The 19399-nt window shown below is 42.4% G+C and carries 13 protein-coding genes; 4 read left to right on the plus strand and 9 right to left on the minus strand.

Annotated features, from left to right (window positions below; genetic code table 11):
• The first annotated feature begins 13 nt into the window (after positions 1-13).
• The 4 genes from AB5935_RS00705 to AB5935_RS00720 are packed head-to-tail and all read left to right on the plus strand — an operon-like array spanning position 14 to position 8211.
• On the plus strand, positions 14-1597 hold the full coding sequence (locus tag AB5935_RS00705; RefSeq protein ID WP_007831810.1) for a glycoside hydrolase 43 family protein: 1584 nt from the start codon (positions 14-16) through the stop codon (positions 1595-1597).
• Positions 1598-1609: 12 nt separating this feature from the next.
• Positions 1610-4204 carry a glycosyl hydrolase 115 family protein gene (locus tag AB5935_RS00710; RefSeq protein ID WP_038610661.1) on the plus strand — a complete coding sequence of 865 codons (2595 nt, stop codon included), beginning with the start codon at positions 1610-1612 and terminating at the stop codon, positions 4202-4204.
• Entirely contained in the window at positions 4201-6246 is a 2046-nt protein-coding gene (locus tag AB5935_RS00715) for an alpha-glucuronidase (RefSeq protein WP_038610658.1), read from the plus strand. The genes AB5935_RS00710 and AB5935_RS00715 overlap by 4 nt, the downstream gene beginning before the upstream one ends.
• Before the next feature lie 27 nt (positions 6247-6273).
• Complete coding sequence (locus AB5935_RS00720) at positions 6274-8211, plus strand: sialate O-acetylesterase (protein WP_007839863.1); 1938 nt, start codon at positions 6274-6276, stop codon at positions 8209-8211.
• A 31-nt stretch (positions 8212-8242) separates the two neighbouring features.
• Here AB5935_RS00720 and AB5935_RS00725 read toward each other — a convergent pair whose 3' ends face one another.
• The 9 genes from AB5935_RS00725 to hemW form a co-directional block, all read right to left on the minus strand.
• Positions 8243-9274: a DUF4249 domain-containing protein gene (locus tag AB5935_RS00725; RefSeq protein WP_038610655.1), complete on the minus strand. Its 1032-nt coding sequence runs from the start codon at positions 9272-9274 to the stop codon at positions 8243-8245.
• A gap of 6 nt (positions 9275-9280) precedes the next feature.
• Positions 9281-11956 (minus strand): TonB-dependent receptor, encoded by a 2676-nt coding sequence (locus tag AB5935_RS00730; RefSeq protein WP_007853691.1) that lies wholly within the window; start codon positions 11954-11956, stop codon positions 9281-9283.
• Between the two features lie 7 nt (positions 11957-11963).
• A complete protein-coding gene (locus AB5935_RS00735) occupies positions 11964-12854 on the minus strand; it encodes a FecR family protein (protein ID WP_368327307.1) in 891 nt (296 codons plus the stop codon).
• Positions 12855-12880: 26 nt separating this feature from the next.
• The gene (locus tag AB5935_RS00740; RefSeq protein ID WP_008653750.1) at positions 12881-13288 is read right to left on the minus strand and encodes a hypothetical protein; all 408 of its coding nucleotides are present in this window, start codon (positions 13286-13288) and stop codon (positions 12881-12883) included.
• A 55-nt stretch (positions 13289-13343) separates the two neighbouring features.
• The gene (locus AB5935_RS00745) at positions 13344-13910 is read right to left on the minus strand and encodes an RNA polymerase sigma-70 factor (RefSeq protein WP_005844655.1); all 567 of its coding nucleotides are present in this window, start codon (positions 13908-13910) and stop codon (positions 13344-13346) included.
• Positions 13911-14022: 112 nt separating this feature from the next.
• Entirely contained in the window at positions 14023-15009 is a 987-nt protein-coding gene (locus tag AB5935_RS00750; RefSeq protein ID WP_038610649.1) for a DUF4249 domain-containing protein, read from the minus strand.
• 6 nt (positions 15010-15015) lie between these two features.
• Positions 15016-17667: a TonB-dependent receptor gene (locus AB5935_RS00755; protein ID WP_038610646.1), complete on the minus strand. Its 2652-nt coding sequence runs from the start codon at positions 17665-17667 to the stop codon at positions 15016-15018.
• Positions 17668-17710: 43 nt separating this feature from the next.
• Positions 17711-17902 carry a hypothetical protein gene (locus AB5935_RS00760; protein ID WP_007839873.1) on the minus strand — a complete coding sequence of 64 codons (192 nt, stop codon included), beginning with the start codon at positions 17900-17902 and terminating at the stop codon, positions 17711-17713.
• Between the two features lie 137 nt (positions 17903-18039).
• Positions 18040-19170, minus strand: coding sequence for a radical SAM family heme chaperone HemW (hemW, locus tag AB5935_RS00765; RefSeq protein WP_007839875.1), 1131 nt, complete (start codon positions 19168-19170; stop codon positions 18040-18042).
• Between the last annotated feature and the right edge of the window lie 229 nt (positions 19171-19399).

Here is a 19399-nt window from a genome sequence, read left to right on the forward strand (position 1 = left end):
AGTAGAAAAAGAAATGAAGAAGATCATCATTATTATTACCTGCTTCATTGGTTTGTCGGGGGCGTTTGCACAACAACGGGGAATGTTCCATAATCCGGTGATTGAGGCGGATGTACCTGACCCTTCCATGATAAGGGTGGGAAACTATTACTATCTGGTAAGCACCACTATGCATCTGATGCCGGGTTGTCCGGTGATGCGTTCAAAAGACTTGGTGCATTGGGAAACGATCAGTTATGTGTTTCAACGGCTTACTGACTTGCCCCGTTATGATTTGAAAGAAGGCACGGTATATGGTCGCGGACAATGGGCTTCCAGCCTCCGCTATCATGACGGACGGTTCTATGTATGGTTCTCACCCAATGATGAACCCCATCGTGGTTATATCTATACCGCCGAAGATCCGGCGGGCGAATGGACATTACTTTCCCGTCCGCCTCATCATCATGATGCTTCTTTGTTTTTTGATGACGACGGCAAAGTCTATCTGTTTTATGGCACCGGGCAACTTCGTCAGCTCAAGAGCGACCTGAGCGATGTGGAACCGGGAGGTATAGACCAAAAGATATTCGAGCGGGACGCCGACGAGCAGGGACTTCTGGAAGGAAGTCAGGCATTCAAGCATAACGGCAGATATTATGTGATGATGATTTCCATGGACTGGAGCATTCCCGGACGGTTGCGTCGTGAGGTGTGCTACCGTGCCGACCAGATAACCGGTCCGTATGAGAAAAAGGTGATTTTAGAAACTGAATTTCAAGGATATGGTGGCGTGGGACAAGGCTGTATAGTCGATACTCCTGACGGAAACTGGTATGGCTTTATTTTTCAGGATAGAGGCGGTATAGGGCGTGTACCCACATTGATGCCCTGCCGCTGGGAAGACGGTTGGCCGATACTGGGTGATGCGGACGGACGTGTGCCCGAATGTATGGAGATGCCTGTTTACGGAGAGGAGTGTAAAGGAAGTATCATGGGAAGTGATGGTTTCGACACCGATCAGTTGAGTTTGAACTGGCAGTGGAACCACAATCCGTTGGACGATTGCTGGTCACTGACGGAGCGTCCGGGTTTCCTGCGGTTGAGGACCGGAAAGGTGGTGGACAATCTGTTTCTGGCTCCCAATACCTTGACTCAGCGTATGAGCGGACCGAAGTGCAGCGGTGTGGTTGCTATGGATATCTCGAAGATGAAAGAAGGAGATGTTGCGGGCTTCTGCGCTTTCAATGGGTTGTCCGGGGTACTGGCTGTGGTCATGGAGAACGGGAAAAAGCAGTGGGTGATGTCACATCAGTCTGTCAGTCTTTCGGACCGGGAAAAAAGGGTGACTGCTGTGGAAGTACTGGAGAAGGAACGCATGGATTGTGAGAAAGAGGTGGTCTATCTTCGTATGGAGGGCGATTTTGCAGATAAAAAAGATGAAGCCACTTTTTATTACAGTTATGACAAGAAAACGTGGAAACGAATAGGAGAACCTTGTAAAATGGTTTTTGATTATACCAAATTCTTTATGGGAAGCAAGTTTGCTATTTTTAATTATGCTACTAAAGATTTGGGAGGATATGTGGATATAGATTATTTTGAATACGGTAACTAAAAAGTGAATAGAATGAAACCGAAAAAATGTGTGGGGATATTCTTGTTCTCCACCTTGTGCCTGAATGTAGGAGCTATAGATCATAAAGGGATTACTTTTGACCAGCTGGCTCCCGACCGTTTCACTCTGATGGAAAACGGAGTGGCCAATGAAATATTGGTGGACGAGCAGGAGGATGCTGGTGTGATGATAGCAGTAAGGAATCTTCAGAATGACTTTAAACGGGTAAGTGGCCGGGCTGCCGGGTTATGCTATACTCCCGGCGTAAAGCGCATGATTATGGTAGGTACGTTGAAAAGCCGCTATATCAGAGAATTGGTAAAAGCGAAAAAGATAGATGCTTCGTTGCTGGAGGGCAAGAATGAGAAATACCTGATGACCGTGGTGTCTGCTCCCTTGAACGGAGTGGATGAGGCGCTCGTCATTGCGGGAAGTGACAAACGCGGAACGATTTATGGGATTTATGAGCTTTCGGAGCAGATTGGTGTTTCGCCGTGGTACGACTGGGCGGATGTGCCGGTGATGTCCCGGCAGAATCTTTCGATGACGCGTGGAAGTTATACGGCGGGAGAACCGGCGGTGAAGTATCGGGGTATCTTTTTGAATGACGAGGCTCCTTGCCTGACCGGATGGGTGAAGCACACTTATGGCACGAATTATGGTGATCATCGTTTTTATGCTCGTGTGTTCGAACTGATTTTGCGTCTGCGTGGTAACTTTATGTGGCCTGCCATGTGGGGTTGGAGTTTTTATGCGGATGATCCGGAGAACAGCAAGACCGCTCATGAGATGGGGATTATAATGGGAACCTCACACCATGAACCTATGGCACGCAATCATCAGGAATGGGTGAGAAAGCGCAGCGAATATGGGGCATGGGACTATGCTTCCAACCAGCAAGTGATTGACCGTTTTTTCCGTGAAGGTATGGAGCGTGCCGCCGGTACGGAAGATTTGATTACCATTGGTATGAGAGGTGACGGTGATACTCCGATGGGTGGAAAGGAGGGGGAAGATGACAAATATGTGCCGCGTGATGAGGAAAACATGTGCCTGATGGAGAAGATATTCCGGAACCAGCGTCGTATTATTAAGGAAGTGACGGGAAAAGTGCCGGAGAAACGTCCGCAGGTATGGGCTATTTATAAAGAGGTGCAACGCTTTTATGATATGGGACTCCGTGTGCCTGATGATGTGATTATGTTGCTGAGTGATGACAATTGGGGGGATGTGCGCCGATTGCCGGATGCAAAAGAACGGAAACGTGCCGGTGGCTGGGGGATGTATTATCATGTGGACTATGTGGGGGCCCCCCGTAATTCCAAATGGTTGAATGTAACTCCCGTACAAAATATGTGGGAGCAGCTTCAGTTGACTTACAGTTATGGGGTGGATAAGCTTTGGATATTGAATGTGGGGGATTTGAAGCCGATGGAGTATCCTATCACTCTTTTTATGAATATGGCTTGGAATCCGGAACGCTATGCGGCAGGGGATCTGTTGGAGCATACACGAGTGTTCTGTGCGCAGCAGTTCGGTGAGGAACAGGCGGATGAGGCCATGCGTATTTTGAACCTGTATTGCAAGTACAATGGACGCGTGACTCCCGAGATGCTGGATAAGGATACTTATCACTTGGCTTCGGGGGAATGGAGGCAGGTGGCTGATGAATATGTGAAGCTGGAGGCGGAAGCCTTGCGGCAGTATTTGAAACTGGATACCGCTTACAGAGATGCCTACCGACAACTGATTCTTTTTCCTGTGCAGGCGATGGCCAATCTGTATGAAATGTATTATGCACAAGCCATGAATCACAAATTATACAAGGAGAATAATCCGCAGGCGAATGAGTGGGCCGACAAAGTGGAGCAGGCATTCCGGCGTGATGCGGAATTGTGCAGGGAATACAACGAAGAAATGTCGGGAGGCAAGTGGAATGGGATGATGACGCAGAAACATATAGGCTATACTTCGTGGAATGATGATTTCCCGGCCGACCGTTTACCGGAAGTCTACCGGATAGAACAACCGGAAGGGGCTGTAGGAGGATATTTGTTTACCGGTGACAAAGGGGTGGTTTCTATGGAGGCGGAGCATTATTTTACATCATCCGTTGCACCGAAGACCGCCTGGACAGTCATACCGCACATGGGACGTACGCTGAGCGGAGTGGCTTTGATGCCTTATACACAGTCTGCGGAGGGGGCTTCGCTCTCTTATAAAATGAAAATACCGCAAAAAGTAGATACAGTAAATGTGTATGTCATTGTGAAATCCACACTGCCCTTCCTCAGACGGGAAGGTCATCGCTACACGGTAGGTTTTGAAGGAGCGGAGGAGCAGACTGTCTGTTTCAATGCGGAGTTGAACGAACATCCGGATAATGTATATCGTGTACTGTATCCCACAGTGGCCCGTCGGGTAGTGAAGACCCGGGTGAAGTTGAGCCTGCCCGACTGTGCGGACGGAACCTATACATTGGTTCTAAAACCGGTGGAGCCTGCCATCGTATTTGAAAAGATAGTGGTGGATTATGGCGGTTATGAGGATAGTTATCTGTTTATGAACGAATCTCCTTGCCGGAGAAATAAGCTGAATGAACAATGAAAAATATGAGATTGACAGTTTGTATAGGAATAATGTGCGGATGGTTGGCAGCAGGAATGTTGCATGCAGGTACACGGCCGGACCATGTTCGCCCGGTGGAAGAAGATGGTAGCCGCTTGTGGCTACCGGTGATACGTCCGGTGGAAGGCGCGGAGGTGGAAATTACTTATAAAGGAAAAGTGTCACCCACCATAGCCATTGCCATTGCTGAATTGAAAAACGCTTGGAAGGGAGATCCTGTACTTTTAGAGAAAAAGAAAACAGGGCGTGGGGATGGGTTTGCCATCACTTCTTCAGAACATCAGGTTCGTATTCTTTCATCCACCGAAACTGGATTGCTTTATGGCGCTTATAGTCTGCTGCGTATGCAGGCGGCGGGGCAGCTCACTGTACCTCTGTCGGTTACTGAACAGCCTGCGTATGACTTGCGTATTCTGAATCATTGGGATAATCCGGATGGTACGGTGGAGCGTGGTTACGCTGGTCGTTCTTTGTGGAATTGGGAGGAACTTCCCGGAACTTTGTCGCCACGTTATGAGGCATACGCCCGTGCCAATGCTTCTGTGGGTATTAATGGAACGGTACTAAATAATGTCAATGCCTCACCTCAAGTGCTGACAACTGGTAGTTTGGAGAAAGTGAAAGCATTGGCTGATGTCTTCCGGCCTTATGGCATAAAGGTCTATTTATCGGTTAATTTTGCATCTCCTATCCGGTTGGGCAAGTTGGATACGGCAGATCCGTTGGACAAGGAAGTCATTGGATGGTGGAAACAAAAAGTAAAAGAGATCTATGCGATGATCCCCGACTTTGGCGGTTTTTTGGTGAAGGCCAATTCGGAGGGGCAACCGGGACCATGTGATTTTGGACGTACTCATGCCGAGGGAGCGAATATGCTGGCGGATGCGTTGAAACCCTACGGAGGAATCGTGATGTGGAGGGCGTTTGTCTATAGTCCTACCGACAGTGACCGTGCCAAGCAGGCTTATTTGGAGTTTATGCCTTTGGATGGACAGTTTTGCGAGAATGTAATTGTACAGATAAAGAACGGACCGATTGATTTCCAGCCTCGTGAACCTTATAGTCCTTTGTTCACGGCTATGAAGCAGACTCCCATGATGGTGGAGTTTCAAATTACTCAGGAGTATTTAGGCTTTTCCAATCATCTGGCCTATTTGGCTCCTTTATGGGAGGAGTTCTTTGGCGAGGTACGTCCGGACAGGTTAAAAGCTGCGGCGGGTGTGGCAAACATCGGTATGGATGTGAATTGGTGCGGACACCATTTTGCGCAGGCCAACTGGTATGCTTTCGGGCGTTTGGCATGGAATCCGTTGTTGACTTCAGACAGGATTGCCGATGAGTGGTTGCAGCAGACATTTACTTCCCAGTCGGCATTTGTCTGCCCGGTCAAGGAGATGATGTTGCAGAGCCGGGAGGCGGTGGTAGACTATATGATGCCATTAGGACTGCATCATCAGTTTGCATGGGGCCACCACTATGGTCCCGAACCGTGGTGCAGTGTACGCGGTGCCCGTCCGGATTGGCTACCCTCTTATTATCATAGGGCGGACAAAGAGGGAATCGGTTTCGACCGTAGCAGCAAAGGGAGTAATGCCGTTTCTCAGTATCCTGATTCACTTCGTCTGATTTACAATGACAAGACAACTTGCCCTGAAGTTTATTTGCTTTGGTTCCATCATGTGCCCTGGCAGTATCGGATGAAAAGCGGACGTACGCTTTGGGGGGAGTTGTGCCGTGCATACGATAGAGGTGTACGACAGGTACGTGGTTTTCAGGAAATATGGGACAGTGTGGAACCTTTTGTAGATGCACGCCGGTTCAGGGAAGTGCAGTCGAAATTGAAAATCCAGATGCGTGACGCCGTGTGGTGGAAAGATGCCTGTCTGCTTTATTTCCAGACTTTCTCAGGGATGCCTATTCCGGCTGGCATAGAACGTCCGGTACACGAGTTGGAGGACATGAAACGCTTCCGATTGGAAATCTCGAACTATGAATGTCCTGAGAGTGGGTTTAATAAATAAAATACGGTACTTAGCTTTAGAAGAAACATGAAATATAAGTTAGCTTTAGTGATGTCAGCTTTTTGTGCGTTTTCCGTATGGACCGAAGCAAAGGTGAAATTGCCTGCCATCCTATCGGACGGTATGGTGTTGCAACGTGAGCGGTCCGTTAAAATATGGGGAAATGCCGATAAAGGAGAGAGTGTGACCGTTGTTTTTAAAAAGAAGAAATTCAGTACGGTAGCCGGGGAAGATGGAAAGTGGCTGGTGGAACTGCCTCCCATGAAGGCAGGTGGCCCTTTTGAAATGATCGTGAATGATATTCGGTTGAAAAATATTCTAGTGGGTGATGTCTGGCTTTGTTCCGGACAGTCCAACATGGAATTGACCGTCGGACGGGTGACTGATAAATTTGCCGAGGAAATAGCAAGGGATGAGAATCCGATGATACGGTATGTGAAGATTCCTTTAGGCAATGATTTGCATGGACCTAAAGACGATTTGCCGGGAACGGACTGGATGTCGCTGACTGAAGAAACCGCTCCTTCCTTTTCTGCTTTGGCTTATTTTTTTGCCAAGGAGATGTATAGGGAAACCCAAGTACCTGTGGGCATTGTTAACTCTAGTTGGGGGGGAAGCTCCGTTGAGGCTTGGATGAGTGAGGAGGCCTTGCAGAAGTTTCCGCGTCAGTTGCACGAGCGTGATTTGTTTAATTCGGACGAGTATCGTGAGTTGTGCAACCGTTCGGGACAGATGATGAACCGTTTTTGGGATGCTGCTTTGTACAAAGGAGACCAAGGACTTCATGACGGGATATGCTGGAATCGTCCGGAACTGGATGATACGGACTGGCAGACGGTAGATACGTTTTCCAAAGAATGGGGCAGGAAGAATGGATATCCGGTGAGTGGCTCTCATTGGTTCCGTCAGAAAGTGAATGTATCAGCGGAACAAGCCGGAAAAGATGCTGTCCTGCGTTTGGGATGCATGGTGGATGCCGATTCGGTATTTGTAAACGGTACCTTCGTAGGTAACACTTTCTATCAGTATCCGCCACGTATTTATCGGGTGCCGGCTTCTTTATTGAAACCCGGTGAGAATCTGGTGACTGTCCGGCTGATTAATTACGGAGGCGCCGCCAGCTTTGTACCCGATAAGCCCTATTGTCTGGTATGGAGGACAGATACAGTCCATTTGTCTAGCCGATGGAAATATCAATTAGGTTGTGAGATGCCTGCACGCACTAATAGTGTCTCTTTTCAGAATATTCCTACCGGTATGTATAACTCCATGATTTCTCCTCTACGTAATCTGGTCTTTACCGGTGCGTTGTGGTATCAGGGAGAAACGAATACGGGCCGTCCTAATGAATATGAGGAATTGCTGACTGCCATGATTGCCGATTGGCGTGAGAAACTGGCCGATAAAGAACTGCCTTTCTTCATTGTACAGTTGGCCAATTTCATGCAGACACATCCACACCCGGTAGAAAGTAATTGGGCGGCTTTGCGTGAAGCGCAACGGCGAGTGGCGTTGAAAGTCCCGAATGCAGCTTTGGCGGTGGCGATTGATTTGGGCGAGTGGAACGACATTCATCCATTAAACAAAAAAGAACTGGCAAGACGTATCTCCCTGTTGGTGAAAAGAAGGGTGTATGGTGATAAAAAGAGTGTGCACAGTGGGCCTATGTGTACGGGTATGACTGTCAATCATGAAGGAAAGGCTGTTCTTTCTTTCGAAGCCGGGACTGATAAATTATGGGCGGTAGATGAATTGAAGGGATTTGCGATAGCCGGTGCCGATGGGCATTTTCAGTGGGCGGAAGCAGTTGTCGTTAATGGGAATCAGGTGGCGGTATGGCATAAAGATATCCCTCATCCTGTAACGGTACGTTATGGTTGGGATGATAATCCGGTTCATGCGAATTTGAAAAATAGAACCGGACTACCGGCTTCTCCTTTTCAGATTTCATTGGAAGATAAATAATTTAACAGAGATCCGAAAGTGGCAAAGCTTTCTAATAATCTTCGATGGATTTTAAAGGAATGCTTGTTTCTGTCGGATTTTCTATGGCAAAAATACCTATTCCTCCTTTGATGTTATTGGGAAAGATGACAGGTGTTTCCAACAGGTTGCTACTGTTATGGTCGGCATATGCATTGGCGGCTCGTAAATATTGATATTCAGCCGGGGATATGGCATAATATTGTATGATAGCTTTTCCAGTTATCTTTTTAATTTTATATAGTTTATTGTCTAATAGGAAACTATACCAACTGTCTAAAGTCATGGTATATTGGTTGTTGGTAAAGTAAGCATCATTGAATACATTATAATAGTTGTTTATAGTGGGGATGAAATTAATGATAGGATCAGAGTTGTTGGGAGTGCCAGGTTTTCCGTCCATTAATGCAGTGTCATAATATCCGCTACATTCCCATTGGGTGGAGATAGCAGTGGAGTCTTGTAAAGTTTTGCGGTTAGTAAGGCGGTAAGTATATGTTTGTTTTATGTTGACCCGGTAATATTGGGAATGGTTTGTGGTGGGAGTTTGTAATTTTATTTTCCACTTTGTTGCTTGATATATCCAAAGGCTTTCCGAAGTCTCTGATAGAGAATGATTAGATTCAATGGTGTCCGCTTTGATAATTTCAATGGGCTCATATACTGTTGCTTCTGCATTCGCTTTATATTTTCCGTCTTTGGTTTCTACTTCGATACGTACTTGATCACCGGTTTTAAAACGGCTGTTTATCTGGTAAAAATAATTTTGATAGTCTAACGGTGAATCATTGTTAGGACGATAGGTACATTCCGAAATTGTTTCCGATAATACATTATTGATATAAAGGTGAATAATTCCATTTTTTACTACTTGGGGTTCGTGATAGCCGGATAAAGCTAAAAAGATAGCATTGTTCGTTTTGTTTGCGTTTATCAGAGCGTTGACGATGAGCTTTTGAGATTCATCATTAGGCAATATTTCTATATCATTGGTACAGGCGGCCAATAAATGAACAAATGAAAGGAGTAAAAGTGCTTTTTTCATTATTGCTTAAAATTTATAAGTATATGAGAATGAAGGTAAGAAGGGAAGGAGAGTGACTTTTTGTATCACAGGAATCTTTTTTCCTTCCGATTGCTCATCCGTGTAATAATCTATAAATACATGATTGGGATTCAAAGAGTTATAGGCATTCATAATACTGACGTTCCAAATCCGTTCTCCATGTTTTGTCTTTTTGTGAAAGTTGAATCCTAGATTCAACTGATGACTGGCGGGCAGACGGTAGTTATTTCGAGAAGAGCTATATTCAATGGGAAAAACAACCCCGTTGCCTGTATTTCCCATATGTCCCCATCCATAGCTTCCTTCGGGGAGAATGATGGTTGCTTTCTCTTTGGGCAGGGTGGCAGTATTTCCTGAAGCGTAAATCCAAGAAGCGCTCATGTATACTTTTTTGTTGAGGCGCCTGTTTATCGTGATGTTCACGGAGTGGCGTCTGTCGTATTTATAGGGAAAACGTTTCCCTCCATTTACATTTCCTTTACTGAATATACGGTCGGCTTTAGCCAAAGTATAATTTATCCATCCGGTAGTACGTCCGGTTTTCTTTTCCAGCATGAATTCTATGCCGAAATTGCGTCCTTTGCCCATTTCTACTTTCTCTTCCCAATGAATGGAATTACCGACTAGAGTATTACCATCTTTGTATTCCAATACGTTTTTCGTCATTTTGCTATAGCCTTCTACAGAAAACTCCCATCCTTGAATACCTGTATAGTAACCCCCGATAGAAAATTGGCATGCTTGCATCGGGCGGATCTTCTGTGTGACCGGTACCCATAGATCAGTGGGGAGAGAGAGATTGGATGAAGAAAGTAAATGTACATATTGTGTCATGTGGGTATAGGCCGCCTTGAAAGTAAGGTTGGGACTGGTTTTGAAACTAACGGTAATGCGAGGTTCCAAGGAGGCATAAGTGTGCTTTTGTACTTGGAAGAGTGAGAAATGTGCGCCTATATTTGTTTTCCATTGTTCGTTCCATTTGAAATCATCTTCTACATAAAGGGAAATTTCGTGTGAGTGTGTCGCTTCATTTCCTCCGATGGTGTATGTTTTATCAGGTTGTTCTTGTTCATTCGGAGAGTGCACAAATGTATGTTGGGTTTCGGGGCGGAACGTATGGTAGAGATAGTTTCCTCCGAATTTGATGAAATGGGAGGGGGATGGATGAAAGTCGAAGTCAGATGTTAATCCCCAATCTTCTATACCGGAATAATATTGGCTGTCAAGGTGTTTGTTGGCGGACGTGAAATTGTTTTTTATATTGAATCGGAAACGGTTATAGGATAGGGTGATGTTATGGAACAGACGATTACTGACTATGTGGTTCCAACGTAATGCCCCTAATGTACTTCCCCAAGCCATGACTTGTCTCTCTCTTGTGTCTGTCTCCTTTTCTTCTTCAAAGTAATAAGAAGAAGTATTTGTAAAGCTGGCATGATCTTTGCCATGATAAAAGGAGAAAAACAGGCGGTCACGGTCACTGAATCGATGATTTAGTTTTGTGTTGATATCATATAAGTAGTAACCTCCTTTCGTATCTTTATCCATGAAAGGCTTGATAATTAAATCGGCATAACTGCGTCTGGCAGAAATAATAAATGATGTCCGGTCTTTCCATAGAGGACCCTCAAAGTGCATTCGGGAAGTCAGCAGCCCGATGGTCAGACTGCCGTGATAATTCCTCATATCTCCATCGTTAGTGCGTACATCAATGACGGAGGACAGTCTTCCTCCGTAACGGGCAGGAAAACTGCTTTTATACAAATCGACTTTCTTGACCGATTCTGGGGTAAAGATGGAGAGAATACCTAGTGTATGGTCCACATTATATAAGGGTACACCGTCTAGCAGATAAAGATTCTGATCGGGACTTCCTCCACGTACATACAGGCCACTGGTACCGGTTATACCTCCTTGTATACCGGGCAGAAGCTGGATTGATTTTAATACATCTGCCTCACTCAGTAAAGCAGGGGTATTTTTAATATGTGTCAAAGGTATATTGTTTGCTCCCATACGGCTACTTTGAAAGCCTGTTTCCATTTTATCAGAAAGGACAACGATTTCTTCCAATGTATTATCGTTTTTAAGTTGGACAGTCAGCAGCGTATCTTTACATAAATACAATGCTATTTGTTTTGAACCGTAACCTATATAGGAAAAATTCAGTTCAGTGTTTCCTTCGGGCAGTGTGATACTGAAGAATCCGAATGGATTTGTGATTGTTCCTTGTTTATTTTGCTGGTCATAGATATTGGCACCTATCAGTGTTTCTTTCGATATTTCGTCCAATACATAACCGTTTAGTGTAAAATGTTGTTTTATAGGAAGTGACGTTGTTTTTTTCAATATGATATGGTGTTTGGTAATCTCGAAACTGATGTCTTGTTTAATGAAAGCTGTTTGTAGAATAGTTGTTAATGGGGTTTCTTTCAGATCGAGAGTTATGGGATGTTTGAGTACAACTTCTTCGCCATAAATAAAAGAATACTCTGACAGTTGTTCTATTTTAGCTGTAAACTCCTTTAAACTAGCCTGTTTCAGATAAATATTAAAAGGCATATCCGGAGTTTGTGCTGATATGAATGAATGGGAAAAGACTAGTAACAGCATTAAGTAAAAAAAAGTGATACTGTGTTTCTTATAAAGTGAAGAAATCATTTGTTTTTTAGTTTTCTTGCTTTAGTTCAATAAGATTGGATTGGGGCATGTGATAAGTAAAACCTACGATGGGAGCCAACATTTCTAGAATTTCTTCCAACGTTTCGTTTTGCTTGAAACGTGCATTTAATTTATAATTACGTAACTGTTCGCTTTTTATCTGTATGGTGACATTAAAATGATGGGATAGTTGACGAGCGATTTCTCCCATAGATATGTCATTAAAAGAAAGAATACCTTCACGCCAACTTATTTCGTTCTGTGCATTTGCATTAATGTGCATAGACAATATTCCAGTCGATTTACGATAAATGGCTGTTTCATTGGGCTTTAATATCATTTGTTTACCGTTGGCATTGTTACTGACGGATACACTACCTTCCAGCAGGGTTGTTTCTACTAAAGAATCGGCGGCATAGGCATTGACATTAAAATGCGTGCCTAATACCCTGATGGTAACTCCGTTTGCTTTGACACGAAATGGTTTTTTAGGATTTTTACTGACTTCAAAATAAGCTTCTCCATTCAGCTTTCCGATTCGTTCCTTGTTGAAAGTTTCCGGATAGCTCAATTGGGAATGTCGGTTTAGGGTTACTTTAGAGCCATCCGGTAATTGGATGCATTGAGTTTGTATATTGGTGGAAACAATCAGTGTACGTACCGGACGTTGGTAAAAATAAAACATCCAACCGAAACCTATAAGCAGGACGAAACCGGCAGCCACAGCAACTGTATACCGAATGGAAAGTATTTTGTGCTTGCGGTATGCCGGTTGAAGACGTTGTTGCAATATATTATAACTTTTCTCCGCCGAGAATTTTCCCTGCGGTGAATGAGTGGAAGAAGATAATAATTCCAACCATTCGTCCAGTTCTTTGTCTGATTTCGGTGAATTCATGTTATTTTATTTGCTGGACAAAGATACTACTTCTTTTGCAGACGGATAGAAATTTCAGAAATTTTTGCGTCTTTTCCGTCAGGAGTACAGATCAACCGTATGATACGTTGTACGCTTTTTATTTGTTTAGGATAAAGAATGATATCTATTTTTACTGATTTCTTTCCTTTCAAGATGACCGGATGGGCATTTTGAATGTGGAAGCTATTGTTATTTGTAGAACTGCTAATGGTCAGTTTACGGTCTGTGTCTTGTTTTTCGGCAGCTATTATTTTTAAAGTAAGGGTTTCTTCCTCGTTCTTTGTATCATAGGTGTGTGATATGAATTGTTTTTCAAAGCCTATATACTCTTTGGGATAGTTGTCGTTGTTACTACATGCACTTATAAGCAGGGCATAAAAAAATGGTAATACTAAACGTGTATTTGTTCTCATGTCTTTTTAGTTTATTAGTTTCTATTGATAAAGACAGGAGAATCTGGAAAACTCCCTATCGTCTATTTCTAAAATAATTGTTAATTTTTTCTTTGAGTCGGGTTACAGCTTTTTGTAACTGGGCATCTACTGTTTTAGGGCTTATATTAAGTTCTTCGGCAACGGAAGCATAACTTTGTTTTTCTTCGCGGACTTTAATAAAGATTGTTCGGCAACGTTCAGGTAATTCATTCAGTGAGTTCTCATAAATGTTAAATAACTCTTCATTCATCATTTGTTCTTCAGGAGAAAGGTTGGAAGAAGATATTTCCGGCATATTTTCCAGAGGCGAGGCTTCCCTCCTTTGTTCTTTTTCCAAATAGTTCAGAGCGGCATTTCTTATTAATATATAGCTGTACTTATTAAAATCATCGGGAATAAGCTGACTTTTTCGATGATTCCAAAGCGTGGTAAAAACATCTAAAATTACTTCTTGAGCCCATTCATCCCGTTGAAGGTAATAAAAGGCGATACGAAAGAAACGGTCATAATACATATCGTATAAAGACCGGAAAGCCTGTTGGGAATCATGCTTCTGTATTTCTTTGAGTAGTTCAGTTGCCTCCATTGCCGTGTTGGGCATGTTTGTTAATGTTATAATCGGATGCAAAGCTACTAAAATGTAAATAGATGTGCTATTCATTTTAGAACTTTTAGTTTTGATTTATTGTATGAGAGGAACTGAAGCCTTCTTCTTAGTATCTGTCTTGGCAATTTTCTTCTTTCAATTTGTATTTTACTTGGTTGGCAATACTGAATATACCTATTCCTCCTTTTATATTATTGGGAATAAGGGGAACTGCATAAATAAAATTTTCGGCATCAAAATCTAATGCAGAGGACATGGCATACAAATATCTATGTTCGCTTTCTGAAATACTGTAAAACCGGATACTGATATATCGCTCTGCTTTCTGAGAATCTATATGTATATAGTTGATGTCTTCTTTTAAATCTATCGTCATGTTATATTCCCTGTTTTTAAAATAACAGCTTTTAAAAAGGCCAAAATAATTGTTCCATTTCTGAATAAGCTCGAATCCTTCATCTATAGCATGTCCGGGTTTGCCGTCTGTCAAGGCGGTGTCATAAATATAATTATAGTTATAAGTCGTGTCAATACTGAGAGTGTCCCTGCCGTCATGCCATTTATGAGAATAAAAAATCTGTTTTATTTCAAGACGATAGTATGTATTCTCTGCCTCTATATCGGGTTGTTTTAATTGAATGTTAAGCCGAAGATAATTGTCATATACAGGCTTGCCTCCTACCCAGCTGTTATAATCTCTTAAACTTATATAGGTTGTATCTACATTTATAATCTGTAAGGGTGCACTGATGCGTGTTTCCGCTTTTGCTTTATATTTACCATTTTCTGAAGAAGCCTCTATTTTCACTTTATCTCCTGTTCGGAATATGCTTTTTACTGGGTAGTAATCATCTTCCGCAGTGATTGTTTCTGACAGTTTTCCGTTGATATACAGGTGTATGATACCATCGGTGACAGGAGTGGTAGCTGTCCATCCTGTGTAATGCAGATAAATCCGGTTATCGTTATTTTCAGTTTGCATCATGGCATTTACGATCAGTTTTTTAGGTTCATCATCGGGTAAATAACCAATGGTATTGGTACATGCGCTTAAAATAACAAATACACAAAGAAATAAAAAGTATTTTTTCATTGGATTTTAAAATTTATAAGTGTATGAAAATGAAGGAATACATGGCAAGATTGTCATTTTTTTCAATATAGGCTTTCCTGTTTGTGCTTCCCTGCTGATATAGACAAAGTTGGGGTTCATGGCATTGTAGGCATTTAGGATACTGATATTCCATATCCGTTCTCCGTGCCGGGTCTGTTTATGGAAGTTGAATCCTATATTCAATTGGTGGCTTGCAGGCAATCTGTAGTTATTTCGTGAACTAGAATGATCCATATCTCCTTTGTTCAAATTATCCATAATCCAGGAAGGTGGTACATTGGTAGGTGGTAGTTCTATATGTGTCTTCTCTGTAGGAAGTGTTGCCATGCAACCTGATGCATAAGTCCATGACATATTGAAGTCGATCCGTCGTGTCAATTGATAATTTAGAGTGAGATTCAAGGTATGTCGGCGGTCATATTGGTAAGGGAAACGTTTACCATTATTGATCCCGTCCGTACTGAATTGCCGGTCGGATTTGGATAGGGTGTAATTAATCCATCCAGTAAGGAGCCCTGCAGTTTTTTGTGCCATAAACTCCACTCCGAATGAACGTCCTTTGCCCATTTCTACTTTGTCTTCCCAGTTATGGGAAGAACCTAGAAAACTTTCTCCGTCTTTATATTCTAATACATTATACATATCTTTATAGTATCCTTCTATGGAAAATTCCCAATTCTTGATACCGGTATAGTATACTCCTACAGCATATTGAAAAGATTTCATGGGGCGGATGTGGCGTGTGACGGGCACCCAAAGGTCGGAAGGCATGGCCAGTGATGCAGTAGATAATAATTGGGTACACTGGCTCATCTGTGAAAAAGAACTTTTTAAGATGATATTTGAGGTCGCTTGGAAACTTATGGAAAGACGGGGTTGCAAAGAAAGATAAGTCTGTTTTTGTACATTAAAAAATGAAAAGTGCAATCCGGCATTTATTTTCCAATGTTCGTTCAGAATAAGATCATCTTCGGCATACAAGGAAAAGTCATGAGCATGGATATGAGAATTGTTCAAACTATAATTGTCGTTAGTTTGTGGATATCCATTGTCGGAATTGTGTTGATTTACGGTCTGCACTTCCGGAGCGAACTGATGATATATGTATTTCGCTCCAAATTTGATGTTGTGTGCCGGTAACGGATGATAATCAAAATCCGTACTAATGCTAAGATCACTGATGCCGGAGTGAAACAGATTGTGGGAACCATTGATGATTGTGGAACCATCAGGTTGTTGTATGCTGGAAGTTTCCTCTTGTCTGATATCAAAAACATAACGATTGTATGCCAGCGTAGTATTACTGAATAGTTGGGGTGTGAAAACATGATTCCAGCGTGTGTTCAGTAATATGTTTCCCCAATTGTGAGTTTGCTTGAACTTATCTTCATCTTTGTATTTATAGTAGACGTGGTCTTTTCCTTTATAGAAAGAGATGAAAAGGCGATCTTGTTCACTAAAGCGATGATTTAGCTTGGCGTTGATGTCATACAAACTATAACCGCCCCGTTCGTCCTTTGGCATAACTAGTGGGAGGAAACAGTCAATATAACTGCGTCGTGCTGAGATAATGAAGGAAGTATGATCTTTCCATATAGGTCCTTCAAATTGCAGATGTGAAGTGAGAAGACCGATAGTCAAGCTTCCATGATAGTGCTGCATGTTTCCGTCATTGGTACGGACATCGACAATAGATGAAAGACGTCCGCCGAATCGTGCCGGAAAGCTACTTTTGTATAAATCGACTTTTTTCACGGCTTCCGGAGTGAAGACCGATAACAGGCCCAGTGTATGATCTACATTATATAAAGGTACACCGTCTAATAAATAAAGATTTTGGTCCGGACCTCCTCCGCGTACATATAACCCACTGGTTCCGTTCATTCCGTTTTGTACACCGGGCAGTAGTTGGATGGATTTTAATACGTCTGCCTCACTCATCAATGCCGGTGTGTTTTTTATGTGGGGAATAGGAATACTGCTTGCTCCCATACGACTGCTTTGAATACCCGTTTCGGGTTTGTCGGACAAGATAATGACCTCGTTCAGTTGGTTGTCATTGCGGAGTTGGATGGTCAGCATAGTATCTTTCCATAGGTGCAAAGACACTTGTTTTACTGCATAGCCTATATATGAAAAGTTTAGTTTAGTGCCTCCCTCAGGCAATGTGATGCTAAAGTATCCGAAAGGATTGGTAGTAGTACCCACTCCGTTTTTCTGATCATAAATATTGGCACCTATCAATGTTTCTTTCGATATACTGTCCAATACATACCCGTTCAGGGTAAAAGATTTCTTGCTGGATTGTAGAGCGTATTTTTTTAATATAATGTGATTTTTGTTTATTTTGAAACTGATATTCTGTCCAGCAAAAGCTTTCTGTAAAATCAGGCTTAATGGAGCTTTTCTTAGACTGAGGGTTATAGGATGTTTAAGGATGATTTCCTCTCCATAAATAAAAGAGTAGCCGGAGGCTTTTTCTATTTCAAATATGAATTCTTTCAGATTCGCTTTTTTTAAGTGAATGCTGAAAGAAAGATCTGCTTTTTGGGCCTGTATGAATGTAGTGGAAATCATTAGTAACAGTATCAAGAAAATTCCCTTGATACTGTATTGATTGCAAGTTGAAGAAATCATTTAGTTTTTAGTTTTCTTTTATTATTCAATAATTTATATGCCTTTATTCAGAGTCTGTTATCCTCTTTGTAATATTTGGAGAAAGAGTTTCCAAAATTTGATTTGTGTTATGGTTGCATTCGGAACTCTTTTGTTCCGTTTTCCTGTGTTCTTCAGAATCGTTTTCGCTATTGTAAGCATAAGCTTCCATTAATGCGTAGAAGAATGGAAGAACTATGCGCGTACTTGTTTTCATATCTTTTTAGTTTATTGGTTTATATAAGTAAAGACAGGGAAACTTGAAAATCTCCCTATCGTATTTTATAAAATTATTCATTTATTTTTGGGGGATGCTTTTAAAATAGCATATGTGAATATTCGCTGAAGTATTAGTTACTCCACCCAAAGCATGTCGCTCATGATCCCGTCTGATATAAAAACGCCTTTACGGGTCAGTTTCAGCGTATCGTTTTTTATTTCCAGTGTTCCTTGTTGTAAATGTGGAGTGGCCATACGTAGGCAGTATTTGTACAGTTCTTCTCCGTATTGTTTCCCGAGTTTGGGCAGTGGCATTCCCCATTGTGTACGTATGTGGGTAATGACAAAATCATTGTAACGGGTATATAGGTCAAGTTCTTCTACTTCGAATGTGGGATTTCCGCTTGAGATCCCCTCTATATATTTATCTAGTGAAGCTACATTCCATTGGCGTGAAATGCCATTATAGGAATGTGCGGAAGGACCGCAACCTAAATATTGCTTTTCTGTCCAGTAACTGGAATTGTGCCGGGAATGAAGACCTGGCAAACAGAAATTGGATATTTCATAATGCTCGTATCCGGCAGTAGTGAGCTCGTCGATTAGTGTACCGAACAGGGAAACGCTTAAGTCCTCGTCTGCTTCTTCTACTTTATGTTGTTCGCGGAGTTTCCACAGGGGAGTTCCTTCCTCATAAATAAGATGATAAGCGGAAATATGTTCCGGGTGTAAGGAAAGGGCTTGTTTTAAATCTTTTTTCCATGAGGTGAGCGTTTCGCCGGGCAGCCCATACATCAGGTCAATACTGATATTTTGGAAACCTGCCGTGCGGCAGCCTTGGAAGGCACGAATGGCTTGGTCGGCGGTATGTCGTCGTTGGAGTTGTTTTAAAGTCGTTTCCTGGAAAGTTTGAATTCCCATACTTATCCGGTTGAAAGGAAAGGTGCGTAGCATAGAGATATACTCCGATGTTAAGTCATCGGGATTAGCTTCTAAAGTAATTTCGGCATTGGGGGTTACTTTATACACCTTATAAATATGGGAGAAAATAGCTTCGAAATCCTCTTTAGCCAATTGTGAGGGAGTACCGCCACCTAGATAAATCGTTTCTATGGGTTCTCCTTTCAGATAGTTTTTCCGGTCAGTTAGTTCGTGGCACAATGCACGGATGTATGCTGTTTTCTGTTCTTTACGAGTAGTAGAGAAAAAATCACAGTAAATGCAACGCTTTTTGCAGAAGGGTATATGTAGGTAGATGCCTGCCATGATAACTTATTTTGTGGCAAAGTTAGCAAAAATCTCTGGAATAACCTCGAAAAACGGGAGAAATGACGCTAAACGACTTAATATCAGAGTTGTTACGGTGTCAAATGATGACAAGCCGAAAAAGCGGAAAACGCAAAGAAAAGCGGATTTAAGAAGAAGAATGGTTTGCAAATCATTACCCGTGAAAGAGTAAGATTTAACATATGGGAGATGCTATTGCACCGTTTGT

The organism is Phocaeicola sp. RTP21198st1_B8_RTP21198_201120 (assembly GCF_040929485.1).
In the GTDB taxonomy this organism is placed as follows: Bacteria; Bacteroidota; Bacteroidia; order Bacteroidales; family Bacteroidaceae; genus Phocaeicola; species Phocaeicola dorei.

Bases quoted from the DNA above. Each gene is read 5' to 3' on its own strand.
- AB5935_RS00705 (WP_007831810.1), top strand. From the start codon at position 14: ATGAAGAAGATCATCATTATTATTACCTGCTTCATTGGTTTGTCGGGG.
- AB5935_RS00710 (WP_038610661.1), top strand. From the start codon at position 1,610: ATGAAACCGAAAAAATGTGTGGGGATATTCTTGTTCTCCACCTTGTGC.
- AB5935_RS00715 (WP_038610658.1), top strand. From the start codon at position 4,201: ATGAAAAATATGAGATTGACAGTTTGTATAGGAATAATGTGCGGATGG.
- AB5935_RS00720 (WP_007839863.1), top strand. From the start codon at position 6,274: ATGAAATATAAGTTAGCTTTAGTGATGTCAGCTTTTTGTGCGTTTTCC.
- AB5935_RS00725 (WP_038610655.1), bottom strand. From the start codon at position 9,274: ATGAAAAAAGCACTTTTACTCCTTTCATTTGTTCATTTATTGGCCGCC.
- AB5935_RS00730 (WP_007853691.1), bottom strand. From the start codon at position 11,956: ATGATTTCTTCACTTTATAAGAAACACAGTATCACTTTTTTTTACTTA.
- AB5935_RS00735 (WP_368327307.1), bottom strand. From the start codon at position 12,854: ATGAATTCACCGAAATCAGACAAAGAACTGGACGAATGGTTGGAATTA.
- AB5935_RS00740 (WP_008653750.1), bottom strand. From the start codon at position 13,288: ATGAGAACAAATACACGTTTAGTATTACCATTTTTTTATGCCCTGCTT.
- AB5935_RS00745 (WP_005844655.1), bottom strand. From the start codon at position 13,910: ATGCCCAACACGGCAATGGAGGCAACTGAACTACTCAAAGAAATACAG.
- AB5935_RS00750 (WP_038610649.1), bottom strand. From the start codon at position 15,009: ATGAAAAAATACTTTTTATTTCTTTGTGTATTTGTTATTTTAAGCGCA.
- AB5935_RS00755 (WP_038610646.1), bottom strand. From the start codon at position 17,667: ATGATTTCTTCAACTTGCAATCAATACAGTATCAAGGGAATTTTCTTG.
- AB5935_RS00760 (WP_007839873.1), bottom strand. From the start codon at position 17,902: ATGAAAACAAGTACGCGCATAGTTCTTCCATTCTTCTACGCATTAATG.
- hemW (WP_007839875.1), bottom strand. From the start codon at position 19,170: ATGGCAGGCATCTACCTACATATACCCTTCTGCAAAAAGCGTTGCATT.